The sequence below is a fragment of the Arthrobacter mangrovi genome (assembly GCF_026011795.1).
Taxonomy (GTDB): Bacteria; Actinomycetota; Actinomycetes; order Actinomycetales; family Micrococcaceae; genus Crystallibacter; species Crystallibacter mangrovi.
The window spans coordinates 201137-219664 of sequence record NZ_BRVS01000008.1 but is presented as its reverse complement, the minus strand read 5'-3'; the positions used below and the strand labels follow the sequence as shown (position 1 = coordinate 219664).

Genomic DNA, 18528 nt, shown 5'->3' with positions numbered 1-18528 from the left:
CCGGTTGTAGATAACGGGTGGACACCTATTTGTTCCTGACGAACCAGGGAGTTCTATATGCATTTAACCCCCCGTGAGCACGAGAAACTCATGATCGTGGTCGCCGCCGATCTGGCGCGGCGGCGGCAGCAGCGCGGCCTCAAGCTCAACCACCCCGAGGCAGTCGCCCTGATCACCTACGAACTGGTCGAGGGCGCGCGGGACGGCCGGACCGTTGCCGACCTGATGAGCTACGGAGCCACCATCCTCGGCCGCGACGACGTCATGGAGGGGGTGCCCGAGATGATCCACGACGTGCAGGTCGAGGCCACGTTCCCCGACGGCACCAAGCTGGTCACCGTCCACCATCCGATCCGCTGAGGAAGGGCACGCCAATGAAACCGGGAGAGTACATCCTCCGCGAGGAGCCCATCGCCTGCAACGAGGGCGCCGAAACCAGGATCATGAACGTGGTCAACCGGGGCGACCGGCCCGTCCAGGTCGGCTCCCACTACCACTTCGCCGAGGTGAATCCGGCGCTGGACATGGACCGGGTTGCGGCCCGCGGCTTCCGCCTGGACATCCCGGCCGGGACTGCGGTCCGGTTCGAGCCGGGGGACGCGCGCAGCGTGCATCTCGTGGAAATTTCCGGTAATCGGGAGGTTCACGGCTTCCAGGACCGGGTCAACGGATCGCTGGGCGAAAGCGTCCCCGCCGTCCACACGGAGGCCATCGGCGGCACCGCCGGCATCGACGCCGAGAACGAGCCGGAGGTCGCCGCCGCGTACGACATCGACCTGCCAAACGTCGGCAAGGAACGGGAAGGCTTCCTCCCCACCTTCGGCAGCGATCCCGTGGACCCGTCGCGCGGCCCGCAGCCGCAGACCGATCCCGACGGCGCGGAGACGGACCGCGATGGCAGCGGGTCCGACGGCGGGGGACCGGCGGAGCAGGTTTCCGGCAGCGGGGAGGACAACCGATGAGCTTCGAAATGAGCCGCAGGCACTACGCCGAGATGTACGGGCCCACCACAGGGGATGCCATCCGGCTGGCGGACACGGAGCTGTTGCTGGAAATCGAACACGACTACACCCGCTACGGCGAAGAAGCGGTCTTCGGCGGCGGCAAGGTGATCCGGGACGGCATGGGCCAGAACGGCCGGCTGACCCGGGACCAGGATATTCCGGACACCGTCATCACCAACGTCGTGGTGCTGGACTACACCGGGATCTACAAGGCCGACGTCGCCCTGCGCGACGGACACATCTTCAAGATCGGCAAGGCCGGCAACCCCGACATTTCCGACGGCGTCGACATCACCATCGGTGTCTCCACCGACGTGATTGCGGGGGAGCACAAGATCCTCACCGCCGGCGGGATCGACACCCACATCCACTTTGTCAGCCCCGACCAGGTGCCCGTGGCGCTGGCCAATGGCATCACCACGCTGATCGGCGGAGGGACCGGACCGAGCGAAGGGAGCAAGGCGACCACCGTAACCCCGGGCGCCTGGCACATCGGCCGGATGCTGCAGGCAGTCGACGACCTTCCGATCAACATCGGTCTCTTCGGCAAAGGCCACGCCAGCGCGCGCGGACCGCTGGCGGAGCAGATCAGGGCCGGCGCCATCGGCCTGAAGGTGCATGAGGACTGGGGTGCCACGGCCTCTTCGATCGACATGTCGCTGCGCATCGCGGACGAGTTCGATGTGCAGGTCGCTATCCATACCGACACCCTCAACGAATGCGGCTTCGTGGAAGACACGATCCGGGCCATCGGCGGTAGGGTCATCCACACCTTCCATACCGAAGGCGCCGGCGGCGGGCACGCCCCGGACATCATCCGGATGGCAGGGCTTCCCAACGTCCTGCCGGCCTCGACGAATCCCACGCTGCCGTACACCCGCAACACCATCGACGAGCATCTGGACATGCTGATGGTCTGCCACCATCTGAACCCGGACATCCCCGAGGATGTTGCGTTTGCGGACTCGCGCATCCGCAAGGAAACCATCGCCGCGGAAGACGTGCTGCACGATCTCGGCGTCTTCTCGATCACCAGTTCGGATGCCCAGGCCATGGGACGCGTCGGCGAGACCATCCTGCGCACCTGGCAGGTGGCTGATTCGATGAAGCGCCAGCGCGGCAAGTTCGAGCAGGATCCCGAAACCGGGGACAACTTCCGGCTCAAGCGCTACGTCGCCAAGTACACGATCAACCCGGCACTCGCGCACGGCATCGCGGACTCGGTCGGCAGCGTCGAAGTAGGAAAGTTCGCCGACCTGGTGCTCTGGGACCCGGCCTTCTTCGGGGTCAAGCCGGAAATGATCATCAAGGGCGGGCAGATCGTGCAGTCCATCATGGGCGACGCCAACGCCTCCATCCCGACGCCGCAGCCGCGCACGCTGCGGCCCAACTTTGGTGCCATGGGCCGTGCGGTGCACTCGTCCTCGATCACTTTCCTGCCGCAGATCGCCATCGACGAAGGCATCCCCGAACGGCTGCAGCTGCGCCGCACCGTCCGCCCGGCCCACGGCATCCGGAACCTCGCCAAATCCGACCTGAAGTTCAACGGGGAGACACCGGACATCCAGGTGGACCCTGAAACCTACACCGTTACGGTCGACGGCGTAGTGGCAACCTGCGAACCATCGAGCACGCTGCCGATGGCCCAGCGGTACTTCCTGTTCTAGGCGGTGCCCTTCCGGACGCTGTTCCCGCTCCGCACCCGCGTGCGGGCTTCCCGAGTTAACTGAATTCTTACCCGAAAGGACGTAGCCAGTGATTATTGAGCGCGTCATCGCCAACCGGCACGATCTTCCGGACACGGAACTGGCCAGCCTGCATGAAGAGAAGGTGGCGCTTCCCAGCAGCGAACTGGTCAAACGCGTCCAGCGCGTGACCACCGACCATGGCCGCGAAATCGGCATCCGGCTGGCCACGCCGGGCGACCTGCGCGACGGCGACATCCTGTTCCGCGACGAGTCCAGCATGATCGTCGTCAGCGTGTTGCCCACGGATGTCCTGGTCATCGCCCCGCGCAGCATCCGGGAAATGGGCGTGGTGGCCCACAGCCTGGGCAACCGGCACCTGCAGGCGCAGTTTTTCGACGGCGCCAGCGACTACCGCGCGGACGTCATGGTGGTGCAGTACGACCACACCGTCGAGGACTACCTGCAGCACATGCACGTGCCGTACTCGCGGCAGGAGCGGGTCATGCCAGTGCCCTTTCGACATGCAGAACACACGCACTGAGCCGCGGGAGGCACCCGCGCACCGCCCGCCGTCGTACTGGCTGCCCCTGCTGCAGCTGGCCGACTCCGCGCTGCCAACGGGCGCCTTCAGCCACTCGTTCGGACTTGAAACCTTCCTGGAGCGAGGCCTGGTCCGCGACGAGGAGACCTTTCGGATCTGGCTCAGCCATTTCATCCACACCCAGCTGACCCACAGTGACGGACTGGCTATCCGGCTGGCGCTGGAGGCCGGATCTGCCGCCGAGCTGCGGGAGCTGGACGCGCTGCTCACGGCCCAGGCACTGCCGCGGCAGGTGCGGGAAGCCGGCGTGAAAATGGGTGCCCGGATGCTGCAGATCGCCTCCGCCATCCTCGACAGTGCCGAGGTGGAACAGTACCGAGAGGACGTGGCGGCCGGCGACTGCAGCGGCCACCCGGCGCTGGCGTTCGCGCTCGCCGGGCGCAGCCTGCAGGTTCCGCTTCCGGAACTGGTCAGTACCTACCTGTTTTCGACGGCGACCTCGCTGACCCAGAATGCCATCCGCGGCATCCCGATCGGCCAGGACGCGGGGCAGCGGGTGCTGCGCCGCATCCATCCGGACATCGCCGCAGCAACAGTGCGCATCGCCGGACTGGACCGCAGCGACTTCGGCGCCACGGCACCGGGGCTGGAAATCGCGCAGATGCGCCACGAACGGCAGCGGGCCCGCATGTTCATGTCCTGACCGCGCGACCTAACCGGCAGACCTGACCGGCAGGGCCGGGCTCGGCTGACCTGACCGGCAGGGCCGGGCTCGGCTGACCTGACCGGCAGGGCCGGGCTCGGCTGACCTGACCGGCAGGGCCGGGCACGGCTGACCCGCCCGTAGCCAGTCCGGCTGACTCGGCCCGCACGTCCGATCCGCCTACCCAGCCCACCTACCGACCACCTTCCGCCGCCGCGCAGTCCGCGGCGGCCCCAGAACAAGGAGACGCAATGGAACCCATCAAGATCGGCGTCGGCGGCCCCGTCGGCGCGGGCAAGACCCAGTTGGTCGAGCGCCTGACCCGGCACCTGTCCGGCGAGATCTCCATGGCCGCCATCACCAACGACATCTACACCATCGAGGACGCCAAGATCCTCGCCGCCAACGGCATCCTGCCGCTGGACCGGATCATCGGCATCGAAACCGGCGGCTGCCCGCACACGGCCATCCGCGAGGACACCTCGATGAACTCGGCCGCCGTGGAAGAGCTCAAGCAGCGGCACCCGGACCTGCAGGTCGTGTTCATCGAGAGCGGGGGAGACAACCTCTCTGCGACCTTCAGCCCCGAGCTGGTGGACTTCTCCATCTACATCATCGACGTGGCCCAAGGCGAGAAGATCCCGCGCAAGGCCGGCCAGGGCATGATCAAGAGCGACCTGTTCATCATTAACAAGACGGACCTGGCGCCGTACGTCGGCGCCGACCTGTCGGTGATGGAGCGCGATTCGAAGGAGTTCCGCGGCAAGCGGCCCTTCTGCTTCACCAACCTCAAGACGGACGAGGGCCTGGACAAGGTCATCGAATGGCTCCGCCGCGACGTGCTGATGCAGGACCTGGGGCAGTGACCGAGGCCCAACCAGCCGGCCCGCAGCTGCCCACCGGGGAGCTGCGCCTGGCGGTCGGCCGGCGGGGCGGCCGCGGCGTCGCCACCTCGCAGTACTACCAGGGCGCCCTCCGGGTGATCCGGCCGCATTACCTGGACGCGTCCGGGCAGGTGGCGTACACGATCGTCAACCCCGGCGGCGGCTACCTGGGAGGGGACGTTTACGACGTCGACATCCAGGTCGAGGAGCAGGCCCGCCTGCTCCTGACCACGCAGTCCGCCACGAAGATCTACCGGACCCCGGGCGCCCCGGCCGTGCAGCACACCCGAATCAGGCTCGGCCCCGGGGCCAGCCTGGAGTACCTGCCCGACCAGATCATCGCCTACCGGGACGCCACCTACCGCCAGCAGACCGTCGTCGAACTCGCCGCGGACTCCTCCCTGGTGATGTGCGACGTCGTCACCCCCGGCTGGTCGCCGGACGGCGGACTATTCCGGTACGAGGAGGTCCGCCTCCGCAACGAGATCCACAGGGACGGCCGCCTGCTTGCCCTGGACAACCTGCTGATCCGCCCCGGCGATCCGGCCTCGCCGCTCTCCGGCATGCTCTTCCTCGAGGACTATTCGCACCTGGGTTCGATGCTCGTCGTCGACCCGCGGGTGGACGACGGCCTGGTGCAGGAGCTGCGGGATCTGCTCGCCCCGCTGGATCCCGGCGGGCAGCTCGGCCTCTCACTGCTCAACGGCCCCGGCTTCGCCTTGCGCGCGTTGTCCCGCTCCACCGGCGCCCTGAACAAAACGCTGTTCGCCGCCGTCGACCTGCTACGCCACCGCTGGTACCGTCAGCAGCCACTGAATCTTCGCAAGTACTGATCCGGTCCCTCGACATTGGCCCCCTGGACTGGAGGACCGGCCAAAGGAGACAAAGTATGAACGCCCTGCCGTTCTCCCCATCCCGCCTCAGCTACCTCGAGCGGGAACAACTACCGCTGTCCCGACGCATCGCAGCCACCTTCGGCGCGGTGGGCCTGCTCCATCTGGCCTGCCTCGGCCTGCTCGCCTATTCCTTCACTGCGGACGCCAGCCCCCTGGCGCTGGGCATGTTCTTCTCCGCGTACCTGGCCGGCGTCAAGCACAGCTACGACTGGGACCACATCGCCGCCATCGACAACTCCAGCCGCAAATTCGCCGCCCAAGGCCGTTCGCCGGTCAGCGTCGGCTTCGCTTTCAGCCTCGGGCACAGCAGCATCGTCCTGGTCGCAGGGATCCTCGTGGTAAGCGGCGCTGCCGTCATGGCCACTGTGCTGGACGACGGCTCGCCCGTCAACACCGCGCTCGGACTGACAGGCGCCATCGTATCCGCCACCTTCCTGCTGGCCATCGGCGTCTTCAACGGCGCCGCCTTCCGCCGGGCGGCCAATGTCTTCCAGCGCGTACGCGCCGGCGAACACGTCACTGCCGAGGAACTCCGCCCTCAGGGACTCGTCGCCCGGCTGCTCGACAAACCGCTGTCCCGTATCAACCGCCCGCGCGACATCTACGTCCTCGGCTTCCTCTTCGGCCTAGGCTTCGACACCGCCACCACTATCGCATTCCTTCTCCTGACCGCCTCCGCTGCCCTCGCCGGCGTCTCGCCCCTGGCCCTCATGGCCCTGCCACTCGGCTTCACCGCCGCCATGACCCTCTGCGACACCGCCAACGGCCTCGCGATGATGAAGATGTACCGCACGGCGATCTCCGACCCGGAGAAGAAGATCGGCTTCAACATGGTCGTCACCGGCCTGTCCTCATTCTCGGCACTGTTCATCGCAGCCGTTACCATCGCCGGCCTGCTCCACAGCGCCGGGCTGGCCGACCCCGTCACCAGTTGGCTCGGCGAACTCGACCTAGGCCACGCGGGCCTCATCCTCGTGGCGGTATTCCTCACCGTCTGGGGCGTCGCCCGCCTCGCCTGGCGCCGCCGCCCGGCCCTGGGGTGACTAGCGGGCGCGCTGCGGTGCCGTAGTCTGCGCCGAGTGCCGCGGCGCAAAGGGGTGGTGGTGGGGTCCCCACAGCGACCTTTCCCATTAGCGTGCCCCGCCCCTTAGGCCAGCACACCAAAAAGGTCCAAGCCAGCAGGTAGCCGACGACCAGTCCCGTCGTACCCCCGGTCCCTCCTATGCGCTAGTGGCTATGGACGGACTCAGGTCCTAGTCTCGCGTGCGATTCTTGGCTTCGATTTCAACAAACACGAACTCCTCCGGGCCGGGATTGATGACGTTGTGTTCGCTGCCGGCTGGCCGGGTGTAGGACTGCCCGGTTGTCAGTTCATTGATGGATTCGCCGTCAGCCAATTGCAGTTTCAGCTGCCCAGTCGTCAGTGGCACGACAACGTAGTCGAGCTCGTGGCGGTGCCAGCCGGTCTCGGTGCCGGGCTGGAACCGCCATTCGGTGACACGGAAATGTTCGTTGTCGATCTGGACAGTTGCTTGCGCCTGGGTGGGCATGAATGGTCACCAATCTTCGTGGTCGGAATCGGGTTGTCGTTGTGCTGCATTTACGTTTCTACCAAGGTGGTGTGTCCGGTTGCAGCGGGCCGTCGTCGAAAGGTCTGCTCCAGCCGTCGGTTGATGCGGTTGGTGCCGGTGCTTCCGGCGACGATGCAGGAGATTGCGGGGCTGCGTCCGCGGGCAGCAACGCGGCGCGATTGGGGCTTCTGCCTTCGGTCCGCGGGGGTGGTCCTGCGGGTTTGGGGTTCGGGCGGTCGATCCGGCGGGCGGGAGTGGCCGGTTGTACGGCTCTCTTGAATGTTGGCGGGTGCCGGTAGTGGTTGCGTCGTGGGACTTGGGACGGGTCGGTGTAGGCGGGCGGGATGAACCAGGGGATGCCGTCGATGGTTTCGATGGTCCAGTCGCCGGCGTGGATGAGGTGGTGGTGGAAGGAGCACAGGAGGACGCCGTTGGCGACGGAGGTGCGGCCTTTGTGTTTCTTCCAGTAGCGGATGTGGTGGGCTTCGGTCCAGTGCGCGGGCATGGTGCAGCCGGGGAAGGCGCAGCCTTTGTCGCGGGCGACGAGCGCGCGGCGCTGGGCGGGGGTGAAGAGGCGTTGGGCGCGTCCGACGTCGAGGACTTCGCCCTTGCCGCCGAACACGATGGGGATCAGGTCAGCGTCGCAGGCCATTCTGCGGACCGTGGCCGGGGTGATGAGTCCGCCGAACACGGCCTGCCCGGAGCCGCCAGTCTCAGTGCCGGTCTCGGTGCCGATCTGTTGGACGAGGTCCTGGTAGTCGATGGTGACCATGACCTGGGGCCGGTGGCCCCCGCTGGCGGGCAGCTTGTCCGTGGTCAGCGCGATGCGGCAGGAACCGACCAGGCCCTCGAGCAGCTGCTGCGGGCGGGTCGGCATCGGCCAGCCCGGGTGCGGCCGAGCGTCCCCGTCTCCGTCCCCGTCGCCGCCGTCAGCGCCGTCGTGTCCGGTGCCGGCTCCGTCGTGCCCGGTGCCGCGCGCTCCATCTTCGGCGGTGCCGTCGTGCCCGTTGCCGGCAGTTTCGGAGCCTCCGTTGGTGCCAGCCTTGTCGCCTTCGGGTTCGAAGGTGGTGTGGAGGCGGGGGTTGGTGGCGGTGTTCATCGCGGTGATGAGGTGTTCGTATTGTTCGTCGGTCGCGGCGATTTCGAAGCGGTGCAGCCCCCGGCGTTTGCCTTTGAGGAAGACGCCCTGCCGGGCGGCGAGCTGTTCAGGGGAGGGTTCGCGTCCGTCCGGGTCGATGGCCGCTTCCCAGGAGCGGGCGATGACGCGCAGGGTGTCGGGGTCGGTTTCGGTGGCCTGCCGGGTGAGCTGGTGTTCCATCGCGGTCAGGTCCTCGGGGGCCGCTGCCGGGCGGACACGTTCGAGGGTGTCATGGATAAGGGTCGCGGCCGTGCAACCGATCCCGGAGGCGGCCAGCGCTTCGGCGAGGTGTTCGTATTTCGGCGGGGCTTCGCCGCCGGAGATCAGGGGCTGCGGCATGGTGCCGGCCCCGAGGCGGAGGCGGCGGCGGGCTTCGGTGCGGCTGATCCGCAGCCGGGCGCGCAGGTAGTCCGCGGTGTCCCGGAACTCGCACTTCGCCTCCGGGGGCTGGCCGGTGATCGCGGCGACGCCGGTTTGTTCGATGGCGTGGGCCCCGGTGAACTGGAGCTGTTCGACGGTCCGGGAGAGGTCCTCGAAGAGCCCCACGCATTCAGCCACTGTTTGCGGGTCTTGGAGGCCGGCGTTCTCGCGGAAGCCGGCGGCGAATTCGCGCAGTTCGTCGCGCATCGAAGCGAGGAAGCCGGTGGCTTCCTGAGTCGCTTCGAGTGGTGCGATCGCCATGCCTCATTCTATCGAAGATATGTTCTGATAGCACGATAAATCTTCGTAGTGTAGGACGAGTGAAACGGCAGAATCGGGTCTGAGACGGGGCCTGCGAGGAGGCGGTTGACCTGGGAATCCGGCGCCCTCGGACGGTATCTATGCCCCGCTCGCTTGCGGCCGCGGCGGGGAGATGACCCCGGGGCCGGTATGGGTTCTGGTTAAAGAGAAGTACCGGCAGGTCCTGCGGACGGTTGGGGGAGACATCCGCTGACCTGCCAGTACTCGGATCAGACCAGGAAGCCTGATCCGTAATCACTCGCACCTTTATGAGGTAGTTAAGACTGTAGGGAGAGAATTTGGGACGAAACCCTTAAGAAGCTGGAAGAAGTCTGTGAATGCTCTCTCGCCGGAGCCCGGTTTCGACCCGTGATTCAATGTCAGCATGACTGCACAGACTTCCACTTCTTCTTCCGGCCGCACCGTCTTCCTCGGCTGCGGATCCATGAACGAGGCCATTCTGGCGGGGCTGCTGTCCAGCGGGACAGATGCGCAATCAGTCACCGCTACGGTCCGCCGCACCGAGCGCGCCGAGGAGCTGCGCACCCGGTATCCGGGTCTGACGGTGCTGGCGGAGAACGAAGATTCCGAGGCCAACAGCAAGGCCGTGCAGGGTGCCGGGCTTGTGGTGCTGGGCGTCAAGCCGGCTGGCATCGCCGACCTCTGCCGGCGGATTTCGGATGACCTGGCGCGGGAGACCGTCGTCGTTAGTGTTGCCGCAGCTATCACCGTGAAGACCATGGAGGCCGCCCTGCCCGAGGGACAGCCGCTGGTGCGCAGCATGCCGAACACGCCGCTGAAGGTGGGGCGCGGCGCCGTCGGAATCGCCGCCGGAACCCACGCCGGCCCGGAGCAGCTGAAGCTGGGCGAGGCGTTGTTTTCCGGCGCGGGGACCGTAGTGGTCGTGCCGGAGGACCAGTTGGACGCGGTGTCCGCGGTCAGCGGGTCCGGTCCGGCGTACGTGTTCTACCTGGCGGAAGCTATGGCCAAGGCAGGCGCGGAGCTTGGACTGGAGCCCGAGCTGGCGCTGACTCTGGCGCAGGAAACCGTGGCCGGGGCGGGCGCCATGCTGGCCCAGGAAGGGGCGGATCCGACGGCCCTGCGCAAGGCCGTGTCCAGCCCGAACGGCACGACGGAACGAGCGATCGCGGCCTTCGACGAGGCCGGGCTGCCGGCCGTTATCGCCGCCGGAATGCGCGCCGCGGCGGACCGGGCCGCGGAACTTTCGAGGGAGCTGGGCTGACCCGCTAAGGGCGGGCGGCGAAGCGTTCGAGCAGGTCGACGTGGCCTGAAACGATGAGCATGTCCCGGCCGGAGACCTTGGTTTCCGGCCGGGCATAGGTAAAGTCCTCGCCCGGTGATTTCACGCCGACGACGGTCACCCCGTACTTGGACCGGACGGAGGACTCGCCCAGCGTGAAGCCCTGGGTTTCCTTGGGCGGGTACATCTTGACGATCGCGAAACCGTCGTCGAACTCGATGAAGTCCAGCATGCGGCCGCCGACCAGGTGCGCGGCACGGCGGCCGGCATCGGCTTCCGGGTAGATCACATGGTTCGCGCCGATGCGCGTCAGGATCTTCCCGTGCGAAGCGGTGATGGCCTTGACCCACAGATGTTCGATGCCCAGGTCCACAAGGTTTACGGTGATGAGCACCGAGGACTCGATCGAGGTGCCCACGCCGACGACGGCCGAGGTGAAGTCCTGTGCGCCGAGCTGCCGGAGGGCGTCGATGTTGGTCGCGTCGGCCTCGACGACGTGGGTCAGCTGGTCGGACCACTTCTGCACCAGCGCGGGGTCGCGTTCGATCGCCAGGACTTCGCGGCCCTGCTTGACCAGCTGCTCGGCAGTGGCAGCCCCGAAACGTCCCAGTCCGATGACGAGCACCGGAGCGTTGTGCGAGGGGCGGTTGCCTGAGGATCTGTCAGCCAATGATCGGCCTTTCTTCCGGGAAGTGGTAGAGCTGGCGCCGCTCGCGCAGCGCTAGGGCGGAGGCCAGGGTGATCGTTCCCACGCGCCCTGCGAACATCAGGATACAGAGGATGTACTTGCCTTCGGGCGGCAGTTCCGCGCTGAGGTTGGTGCTCAGTCCCACCGTGGCGAAGGCCGAGATGACTTCGAACAGCACGCGGTCGAGGGAATCGCCGGAGATCGTCAGCAGCATGCCGGCGGCGACGGCCACGAAGGTTGCCCCCATGACGATGACGGAGATGGCCACCCGCATGGCGCCTTCGGGGACCGTCCTGCCGTGCACGGTCACGTCCCGGTTGCCGCGGGCCTCCGCCGCGATGGCGAGGAAGACGATGGCGATCGTCGTGACCTTGATGCCGCCGGCGGTGGAGGCGGAGCCGCCTCCCGCGAACATCAGGGCGTCGGTCAGGAGCATGCTGGTTTGCTCCATCGCGTTTTGGTCCACCAGGTTGAATCCGCCCGAGCGCATCATGACGGAGGCGAACGCGGCGTGGATGATCTTGTCGCCATCGGTCAGTCCGCCGATGGTGTTGGCGTTGTTCCACTCGAGGGCGCCCCAGCTGAGGGTCCCGGCAACCAGCAGGATCAGGCTGACCTGAATGGTGAGCTTGGTGTGCAGGTTCCATCTGCTGAAGCGCCAGCCGCGTTCGAGCAGGACCATGACCACGGGAAAGCCGAGGCTGCCGAGGAAGACGCCCAGCATCAACGGAGTAAGGATCCAGAGATCCTCCTCGTATGGAACCAGGCCGTCGGAATGCGGGGTGAAACCGGCGTTGTTGAAGGCGGAGATGGAATAGAAGATGCCATGCCAGACTGCCTGGCCGAAGGGCTCGCCCAGCATGATGAACCGCGGGATGAGCATCAGCGCCAGCACCACCTCGATCAGGACGGAGGTGGTGATAACGATCCGCAGCAGGGTGCCGACCTCTCCCAGCCGCCCGGCGTTGCTCATGGCCTGCTGGGCGATGAGCTTGCCGCGGACGCCGAGCCGCTTGCTCACCATAAGCGCCAGCATGGAGGCCAGCGTCAGCGTGCCAAGGCCACCGATGAAGATGCCGAGCAGGATGACGGCTTGGCCGAAGAAGGTCCAGTGCGTCGCGGTGGAAACCACGGTCAGCCCGGTGACGCAGACGGCCGAGACTGCCGTGAAGAAGGCATCGTGCAGCGGAGTGACTTGCCCGTCCGCAGCCGCCACGGGCAGGGAGAGCAGGCCCGCGAAAACGAAGATGACGGCGGCGTAGACGATCAGCGCCAGCCGCGCGGGGGAGCTGTTGGCAACCCGGTCGACGAAGTCCCGGATGTTGCCGAAGGCCGAACGCAGTCCGTTGCCCTGCTGCAGGCGGGACCGCTGGTTTACTGTCATGGATACGCTTCTGACGGGTCGGTGGTCGGGCGGGAAGGTGGTCCTTGCAGTAGTAAATCATCCTCCCTTCGTCACAGTGAGCAGAATCATGCGCCTCGGCGCCGATTCGCGTACCCTGACGGGGATGTCTGAGATGTCCGAGAACCCAGCAGCCGCCCTTCCTGCGGAAATCGTCTGGAATGAATCGATGCTGGCGTACAACTTCGGGCCGCAGCATCCGATGTCGCCGATCCGGCTGGAATTGACCGCCCGGCTGGCCGCAGAATTCGACATCCTCGAGCGCCGCAACGTCACCGTGGTCCGGCCCGAAGTGGCTACGGATGCCCAGTTGGAAACGGTCCACGAACCCGAGTACGTCCGGGCCGTCCGGAAGGTGAGCGCCAATCCGGACGAACCGGACGAGGACCGCGGACTGGGGACGGAGGACGATCCGGTGTTCGCCGGGATGCATGAGGCCAGCGCCAGGCTGGCCGGGGGAACCCTGCACCTGGCCGAGTCACTGCTCGACGGCCGGGCCGTCCGCGGCGTGAATTTCGGCGGCGGCATGCATCATGCGGCGCGCAGCAAGGCCAGCGGGTTCTGCATCTACAACGACTGCGCGGTCGGGATCCAGCGGCTGCTCGACGGCGGTGTGCAGCGGGTGCTTTACGTGGACGTGGACGCGCACCACGGGGACGGCACGCAGAATATCTTCTGGAACGACCCGCGCGTGATGACCATCTCGCTGCATGAAACCGGACGGACCCTCTTCCCCGGTACCGGCTTCTCGAACGAGGTTGGCGGGCCGGATGCTCTCGGCAGCGCCGTCAACGTCGCGCTGCCGCCGCGCACGGAAGATGCCGCGTGGATGCGTGCCTTCCACGCCGTCGTACCTCAATTGGCCAAGGCGTTCCAGCCTGAAGTCATCGTCAGCCAGCACGGCTGCGACGGGCACGCCCAGGACCTGCTGAGCAGTCTTCGGCTGAGCGTCGACGCGCAGCGGCAGATGATGCTGGACGTCGCGGAGCTCGCTGACCAGGTCTCCGGCGGCCGCTGGATCGCCACGGGAGGCGGTGGGTACAACATTTTCGACGTCGTTCCCCGCGCTTGGACCCATCTGCTGGCCATCGTCTCGGGCCACCCGGTTCCCCTGCAGGCCGAGGTGCCCCGTCCTTGGCGCGCCTACGTCCATGAACGGTACGGCCAATCGGCGCCGCTGGTCATGAATGACGACGCCCGGCTCTGGTGGCGCTCATGGGAAGTGGGCTACGACCCCAACGACGCCGTCGACCGCACGGTAATGGCTACGCGCAAGGAAATCTTCCCGCTGCACGGACTGGACCCCTGGTTCGACTGAACATGCGGCGGCGCGCCCGGCCGAGGAGGATGCCAGAGAGCGTATATGCGGTTAGGGTAATGGAATGGTCATCGATGATGTCTTCGCCGTTATCGCGGAGACAACCCGGCGGGAGATCCTGGCGGCGCTCCGGGACGGCGACAAGGCCGTCGGCGAACTGGTGGACGAACTCGAAGTCAGCCAGCCCACGGTTTCAAAACACCTGAAGGTCCTGCGCGAAGCCGGCCTCGTCTCGATGCGGGCGCAGGGGCAGAAGCGCTACTACGGCCTGCAGCCCGGACCCTTGCAGGACGTCGCGGACTGGGTCGCATCGTTCGGGCTCGGAATGGCGGCGGCGCCCGCGGCCCAGCCGCTGCCGCCGGCCGTAGCGCTGGTTCCCGAGCCGGCAGTGGCGATGGCCCCGGCTGCGGAGGGCGAAGCCGCAGGGGCCGCGCCACTAGGCCGGTCGTTCGGACAGGCCGCCAACCAGGCAGCGAAACAGGCCGCGGACCTACTCGCGCACCTGCCGAAATTGAGGCGCGGCCGGCGGACCTGAACCGCGCGCCGCGGCGCAGCCTTCATTACACGCTTGACTCCCGACGTGTCGATTGTGTTTCGTTTTTCTCACAGGTCTGTGGTTCCATCGTTAGTCGGTCCATGCACGCCGGATGCGTGCGCCGAAAAACGCAACAGAAGGAGCAGGCCTTGGACGCCCAATTGCTCGAGATCCGTGACGAAGTTTTCCGCCGCAACCCGGGAGAGACCGAGTTCCACCAGGCCGTCAATGAGGTTTTCGAGTCTCTAGCGCCGCTCTCGGCCCGGCACCCGGAATACGCCAACGCCGCCATCCTGCAGCGGATCTGCGAGCCGGAGCGGCAGATCATCTTCCGCGTTCCGTGGGTGGATGACGCCGGCAAGGTCCAGATCAACCGCGGCTTCCGCGTGGAGTTCAACTCGGCCCTGGGCCCGTACAAGGGCGGCCTTCGGTTCCACCCCTCCGTCTACCTGGGCATCGTCAAGTTCCTCGGTTTCGAGCAGATCTTCAAGAACGCGCTGACCGGCATGCCGATCGGCGGCGGCAAGGGCGGCGCTGACTTCGACCCGCGCGGCAAGTCCGATGCCGAGGTCATGCGCTTCTGCCAGTCCTTCATGACCGAGCTCTACCGCCACATCGGCGAGTACACGGACGTCCCGGCCGGGGACATCGGCGTCGGCGGCCGCGAAATCGGCTACCTCTTCGGCCAGTACAAGCGCATCACCAACCGCTACGAGTCCGGCGTGCTTACCGGCAAGGGCATCGGCTGGGGCGGTTCCCTGGTGCGCCCGGAGGCAACCGGTTACGGTGCCGTCCTGTTCGCCCAGGAGATGCTCAAGACCCGCGGCCAGACCTTCGACGGCCAGCGGGTGTCCGTCTCCGGCTCCGGCAACGTGGCGATCAACGCCATTGCGAAGGCCCAGTCCCTCGGCGCCAAGGTCGTTACCGCTTCCGACTCCGGCGGCTACATTGTGGACGAGGCAGGCATCGACGTCGAACTCCTCCGCCAGATCAAGGAAGTGGAGCGCGGCCGGATCTCCGATTACGCGGTGCGCCGCGGGTCCTCGGTGAGCTACGTTCCCGACGGATCCGTCTGGGACGTCGACGCGACCGTGGCCCTGCCGTGCGCCACGCAGAACGAACTCAACGACAAGCACGCCGCCCGCCTGCTGGACTCCGGCCTGATCGCCGTCGCCGAGGGCGCCAATATGCCGTGCACGGCCGAGGCAACCGCCCTGTTCCAGGAAGCAGGCACCCTCTTCGGTCCGGGAAAGGCCGCCAACGCCGGTGGCGTGGCCACCTCCGCCCTGGAAATGCAGCAGAACGCCAGCCGCGACGCGTGGACCTTCGAGCACACGGAGGAGCGGCTTACCGACATCATGGTCAACATCCATGAAAGCTGTGCCGCGACCGCCGAGGAGTACGGCATGCCGGGCAACTATGTTGCCGGTGCCAACATCGACGGCTTCCGCCGCGTGGCCGATGCCATGCTGGCCCAGGGCCTGATCTAGCAGTTTCCCGGTAGGCTCTGCCCATGACGGACGTCCTGATTGGGCTGGACATCGGCGGCAGCAAGACGCGTGCCGTCCGCTTCGAAGACGGTGTGCCGGTGGGCGAGGCCGTGGCCGGCAGCGCGAACGTGCAGAACGTCTCGCGCGCAGAGGCCGCGGAAGCCTTGGCGAAGGTGTTCGCCGCGGTGGGTGCGGGGGCGCACCGCGTCGTAGCCGGCGCCGGAGGCATTGATACCGCGGACGACGCCGGTGCCCTCGTATCGCTTATCGCCCCCCTTGCGCCGGGGGCCAGGATCGAGGCCGTCCACGACTCGCGGCTCATCCTGGCCGCGGGCCGCGCCGGCAGCGGCATCGCCGTCATCATCGGCACGGGGTCCGCGGTCTGGGGGACCGACGGCGCCGGAAGCGAGGCGCGCGCCGGCGGCTGGGGCTACCTGCTCGGCGACGAGGGCAGCGGCTACTGGCTGGCCCGCGAGGCCGTCCGGCATGCCCTTCGGCGCCGCGATCAGGGCCTGGAACCGGACGGACTCACCCGGGCACTGCTGGCGGACTGCGGCCTGTCGAAACCCGTGGAACTGATAGCCGCCTTCCATGGCGGGGCAGGCCGGGCGTACTGGGCGCAAAGATCGCGCGTGGTGATCGACGCGGCCGGCTCGGATCCCGCGGCGGCAGCGTTGCTGGAGGAAGCCATCGCGGAGCTGTCGCAACTGATTGTCCTGGTGGCGCGCCGGATCGGCAGCAGCGGCCCGGTCATCCTCGGCGGAAGCATCGGGGCCAACGTTCCCCGGATGGCGCAGGGCATCGCGGCCGAGGTCGCCGCCCACGGAATCACCGGCGTGCGGCCCCTCGACCGGGCGCCGGTGCTGGGAGCGGCCTTCCTGGCGGGTTGGGAAGCGGACCGGGAACAGGCCTGAGGGTGCCGCGTCATTTTCCGTTACAAGTGGCGGCCCGGATTGCGCGAGGCGTACCCTCGCTACATGACAACCCGTTGGTATGCGTATTTTCCGTTGGCTCTGGAGGGGCCTAACGTGACTGCCTAGCGGCATACGCATCCAACGAACCTCCAGAGCCAACAGGGCAGAGATCATTCTCTGCCCTTCGCCATTTCCACGGCGGGTTCTGGGCTACCGTTCCCGCCATTATCCAGACGGGAACTCACATGCCGACACTATCCAGCCTCACTGCCACGCACAGCCCTTCGACCGGCGCCGCGACGTTCAGCGCGCTGCCCTCGCCGGGGGAGCTGACGGCGGAACTGCCGGCGGCGCCCGGGGCGATCGCCGCCGTCGAACGCGGACGCACGGGGATCCGGGCGATCCTCGACGGACTAGATGACCGGCTGCTCGTGATCGCAGGACCCTGCTCGATCCATGATCCGAAGGCCGGGCTGGACTACGCCGCCCGGCTGGCGGAGGCGGCCCGGCGGCACAGCGCCGACCTGCTGGTGGTGATGCGGACGTACTTCGAGAAGCCGCGCACCACCGTTGGCTGGAAGGGCCTGGTCAACGACCCGCACCTGGACGGCTCCCACGACGTTGCGGCCGGACTGCGCACGGCGCGCCGTTTCCTGCTGGATGTGACGGCGCTGGGCCTGCCCGTCGCGACCGAGTTCCTCGAGCCGGTCAGCGCCCCCTACCTCGCCGACCTGGTCAGCTGGGGCGCTATCGGGGCCCGCACCACCGAGAGCCAGATCCACCGGCAGCTCGCCGCGGGCCTGCCGCTGCCCGTCGGTTTCAAGAACGGGACCGACGGCGGCATCCAGGTTGCGGTCGACGCATGCCTGGCGGCAGCGGCGGAACAGGCCTACCTCGGCATGGACGACGACGGGCGCGCGGCTGTGGTGGCGGCGCCCGGCAACCCGGACACTCACCTGATCCTGCGTGGCGGCAGCGGCGGCCCGAACTACTCTGCGGCCAGCGTGCTCGAGGCTTCCCGACAACTGGCCGCCGCGGGTGTGAACCCGCGGGTCATTGTCGACGCAAGCCATGCCAACAGCGGAAAGAGCCACCACCGGCAGGCCGAAGTCGCGCTGGAGCTTGCTGCCCAGCTTGAGGCCGACGAGGCCGGGACCGGTGCTCTGGCCGGCGTCATGCTGGAGAGCTTCCTGTCCGGCGGAGCGCAGAAGCTGGACGTCGCCGAGGTGGCCAGGGGAGAGGCTGAGCTCGTCTACGGCCGGAGCGTGACGGACGCCTGCATGGGGTGGGAGACGACCGATCTGGTCCTCGAGCAGCTGGCGGCCGCAAGCCGGGCAGCGGCAGGGCGCTCGTAGGTTCGGCCATAAAAAGCCCTAGTCATCTAACGGTTAAGCGACAAGGACAACTTTCACTTTGGCCACTCATGCATCTAGAGTATCGAGTGAGACGGCACTTACTCGCGTGGCAAGGCGGCACGCCGTTGGGCCCTTGCCCGGAGCGAGGGGCCTGCCTGGAGCTAAGGATTGATGTGCAATGGCTGAGGAGAAGAACTTCTCAAACGTCCGCTTCCTGACCGTCGCGGAGGTTGCCGAGGTCATGCGCGTCTCGAAGATGACCGTCTACCGCCTGGTCCACGCCGGCGATCTGCCTGCCGTCCGTTTCGGCCGCTCCTACCGCGTTCCGGAATCCGCGGTGGAGCAGTATGTGCAGAGAGCGGTAGTGGACGGCCAGAGCGGCACCGCCTGACCCGGTCGGACGGGGCGCGGCGCCGGTCG

Annotated in this window: 18 protein-coding genes and 1 pseudogene; 15 read left to right on the top strand and 4 right to left on the bottom strand. The window is 67.2% G+C overall.

Going from position 1 to position 18528, the window contains the following annotated elements; all coding sequences use genetic code 11:
* The first annotated feature begins 57 nt into the window (after window positions 1-57).
* The 8 genes and pseudogenes from AHIS1636_RS10570 to AHIS1636_RS10535 all read left to right on the top strand — a co-directional run bounded on the left by AHIS1636_RS10570 (window position 58) and on the right by AHIS1636_RS10535 (window position 6759).
* Entirely contained in the window at window positions 58-360 is a 303-nt protein-coding gene (locus AHIS1636_RS10570; protein ID WP_264795775.1) for an urease subunit gamma, read from the top strand.
* A gap of 14 nt (window positions 361-374) precedes the next feature.
* A pseudogene (locus tag AHIS1636_RS10565) lies at window positions 375-809 on the top strand (urease subunit beta); the annotation flags it as partial.
* A gap of 149 nt (window positions 810-958) precedes the next feature.
* On the top strand, window positions 959-2671 hold the full coding sequence (gene ureC, locus AHIS1636_RS10560) for an urease subunit alpha (RefSeq protein ID WP_264795774.1): 1713 nt from the start codon (window positions 959-961) through the stop codon (window positions 2669-2671).
* Window positions 2672-2759: 88 nt separating this feature from the next.
* Complete coding sequence (ureE, locus tag AHIS1636_RS10555; protein ID WP_264795773.1) at window positions 2760-3233, top strand: urease accessory protein UreE; 474 nt, start codon at window positions 2760-2762, stop codon at window positions 3231-3233.
* Window positions 3214-3936, top strand: coding sequence for an urease accessory protein UreF (locus tag AHIS1636_RS10550; RefSeq protein WP_264795772.1), 723 nt, complete (start codon window positions 3214-3216; stop codon window positions 3934-3936). The genes ureE and AHIS1636_RS10550 overlap by 20 nt, the downstream gene beginning before the upstream one ends.
* Before the next feature lie 251 nt (window positions 3937-4187).
* Window positions 4188-4802 (top strand): urease accessory protein UreG, encoded by a 615-nt coding sequence (ureG, locus tag AHIS1636_RS10545; RefSeq protein WP_264795771.1) that lies wholly within the window; start codon window positions 4188-4190, stop codon window positions 4800-4802.
* On the top strand, window positions 4799-5653 hold the full coding sequence (locus AHIS1636_RS10540; protein ID WP_264795770.1) for an urease accessory protein UreD: 855 nt from the start codon (window positions 4799-4801) through the stop codon (window positions 5651-5653). Before ureG ends, AHIS1636_RS10540 begins: the two co-directional genes overlap by 4 nt.
* Before the next feature lie 56 nt (window positions 5654-5709).
* Window positions 5710-6759 (top strand): HoxN/HupN/NixA family nickel/cobalt transporter, encoded by a 1050-nt coding sequence (locus tag AHIS1636_RS10535; protein ID WP_264795769.1) that lies wholly within the window; start codon window positions 5710-5712, stop codon window positions 6757-6759.
* Between the two features lie 210 nt (window positions 6760-6969).
* On the opposite strand, the gene AHIS1636_RS10530 is transcribed toward AHIS1636_RS10535, so the two are convergent.
* Window positions 6970-7266 (bottom strand): cupin domain-containing protein, encoded by a 297-nt coding sequence (locus tag AHIS1636_RS10530; protein WP_264795768.1) that lies wholly within the window; start codon window positions 7264-7266, stop codon window positions 6970-6972.
* Between the two features lie 58 nt (window positions 7267-7324).
* Window positions 7325-9106 (bottom strand): HNH endonuclease signature motif containing protein, encoded by a 1782-nt coding sequence (locus AHIS1636_RS10525; protein ID WP_264795767.1) that lies wholly within the window; start codon window positions 9104-9106, stop codon window positions 7325-7327.
* 424 nt (window positions 9107-9530) lie between these two features.
* On the opposite strand from AHIS1636_RS10525, the gene proC reads away from it, so the two are divergent.
* Complete coding sequence (gene proC, locus AHIS1636_RS10520; RefSeq protein WP_264795766.1) at window positions 9531-10388, top strand: pyrroline-5-carboxylate reductase; 858 nt, start codon at window positions 9531-9533, stop codon at window positions 10386-10388.
* A 4-nt stretch (window positions 10389-10392) separates the two neighbouring features.
* Here proC and AHIS1636_RS10515 read toward each other — a convergent pair whose 3' ends face one another.
* Both AHIS1636_RS10515 and AHIS1636_RS10510 read right to left on the bottom strand, forming a co-directional pair.
* Window positions 10393-11031, bottom strand: coding sequence for a potassium channel family protein (locus AHIS1636_RS10515; protein ID WP_264795912.1), 639 nt, complete (start codon window positions 11029-11031; stop codon window positions 10393-10395).
* A gap of 37 nt (window positions 11032-11068) precedes the next feature.
* The gene (locus AHIS1636_RS10510; protein ID WP_264795765.1) at window positions 11069-12478 is read right to left on the bottom strand and encodes a TrkH family potassium uptake protein; all 1410 of its coding nucleotides are present in this window, start codon (window positions 12476-12478) and stop codon (window positions 11069-11071) included.
* Window positions 12479-12602: 124 nt separating this feature from the next.
* Between AHIS1636_RS10510 and AHIS1636_RS10505 the strand changes: the two genes are divergently transcribed.
* From AHIS1636_RS10505 to AHIS1636_RS10480, 6 genes are all read left to right on the top strand, one after another.
* Complete coding sequence (locus tag AHIS1636_RS10505; protein ID WP_373875817.1) at window positions 12603-13814, top strand: acetoin utilization protein AcuC; 1212 nt, start codon at window positions 12603-12605, stop codon at window positions 13812-13814.
* A 64-nt stretch (window positions 13815-13878) separates the two neighbouring features.
* Window positions 13879-14349, top strand: coding sequence for an ArsR/SmtB family transcription factor (locus tag AHIS1636_RS10500; protein ID WP_264795764.1), 471 nt, complete (start codon window positions 13879-13881; stop codon window positions 14347-14349).
* A 149-nt stretch (window positions 14350-14498) separates the two neighbouring features.
* Window positions 14499-15839 carry an NADP-specific glutamate dehydrogenase gene (gene gdhA, locus AHIS1636_RS10495; RefSeq protein WP_264795763.1) on the top strand — a complete coding sequence of 447 codons (1341 nt, stop codon included), beginning with the start codon at window positions 14499-14501 and terminating at the stop codon, window positions 15837-15839.
* 23 nt (window positions 15840-15862) lie between these two features.
* On the top strand, window positions 15863-16753 hold the full coding sequence (locus AHIS1636_RS10490) for an N-acetylglucosamine kinase (RefSeq protein ID WP_264795762.1): 891 nt from the start codon (window positions 15863-15865) through the stop codon (window positions 16751-16753).
* A gap of 245 nt (window positions 16754-16998) precedes the next feature.
* The gene (locus tag AHIS1636_RS10485; protein WP_264795761.1) at window positions 16999-18108 is read left to right on the top strand and encodes a 3-deoxy-7-phosphoheptulonate synthase; all 1110 of its coding nucleotides are present in this window, start codon (window positions 16999-17001) and stop codon (window positions 18106-18108) included.
* Between the two features lie 178 nt (window positions 18109-18286).
* The gene (locus AHIS1636_RS10480) at window positions 18287-18499 is read left to right on the top strand and encodes a helix-turn-helix domain-containing protein (RefSeq protein ID WP_264795760.1); all 213 of its coding nucleotides are present in this window, start codon (window positions 18287-18289) and stop codon (window positions 18497-18499) included.
* The last annotated feature ends 29 nt before the right edge of the window (window positions 18500-18528 follow it).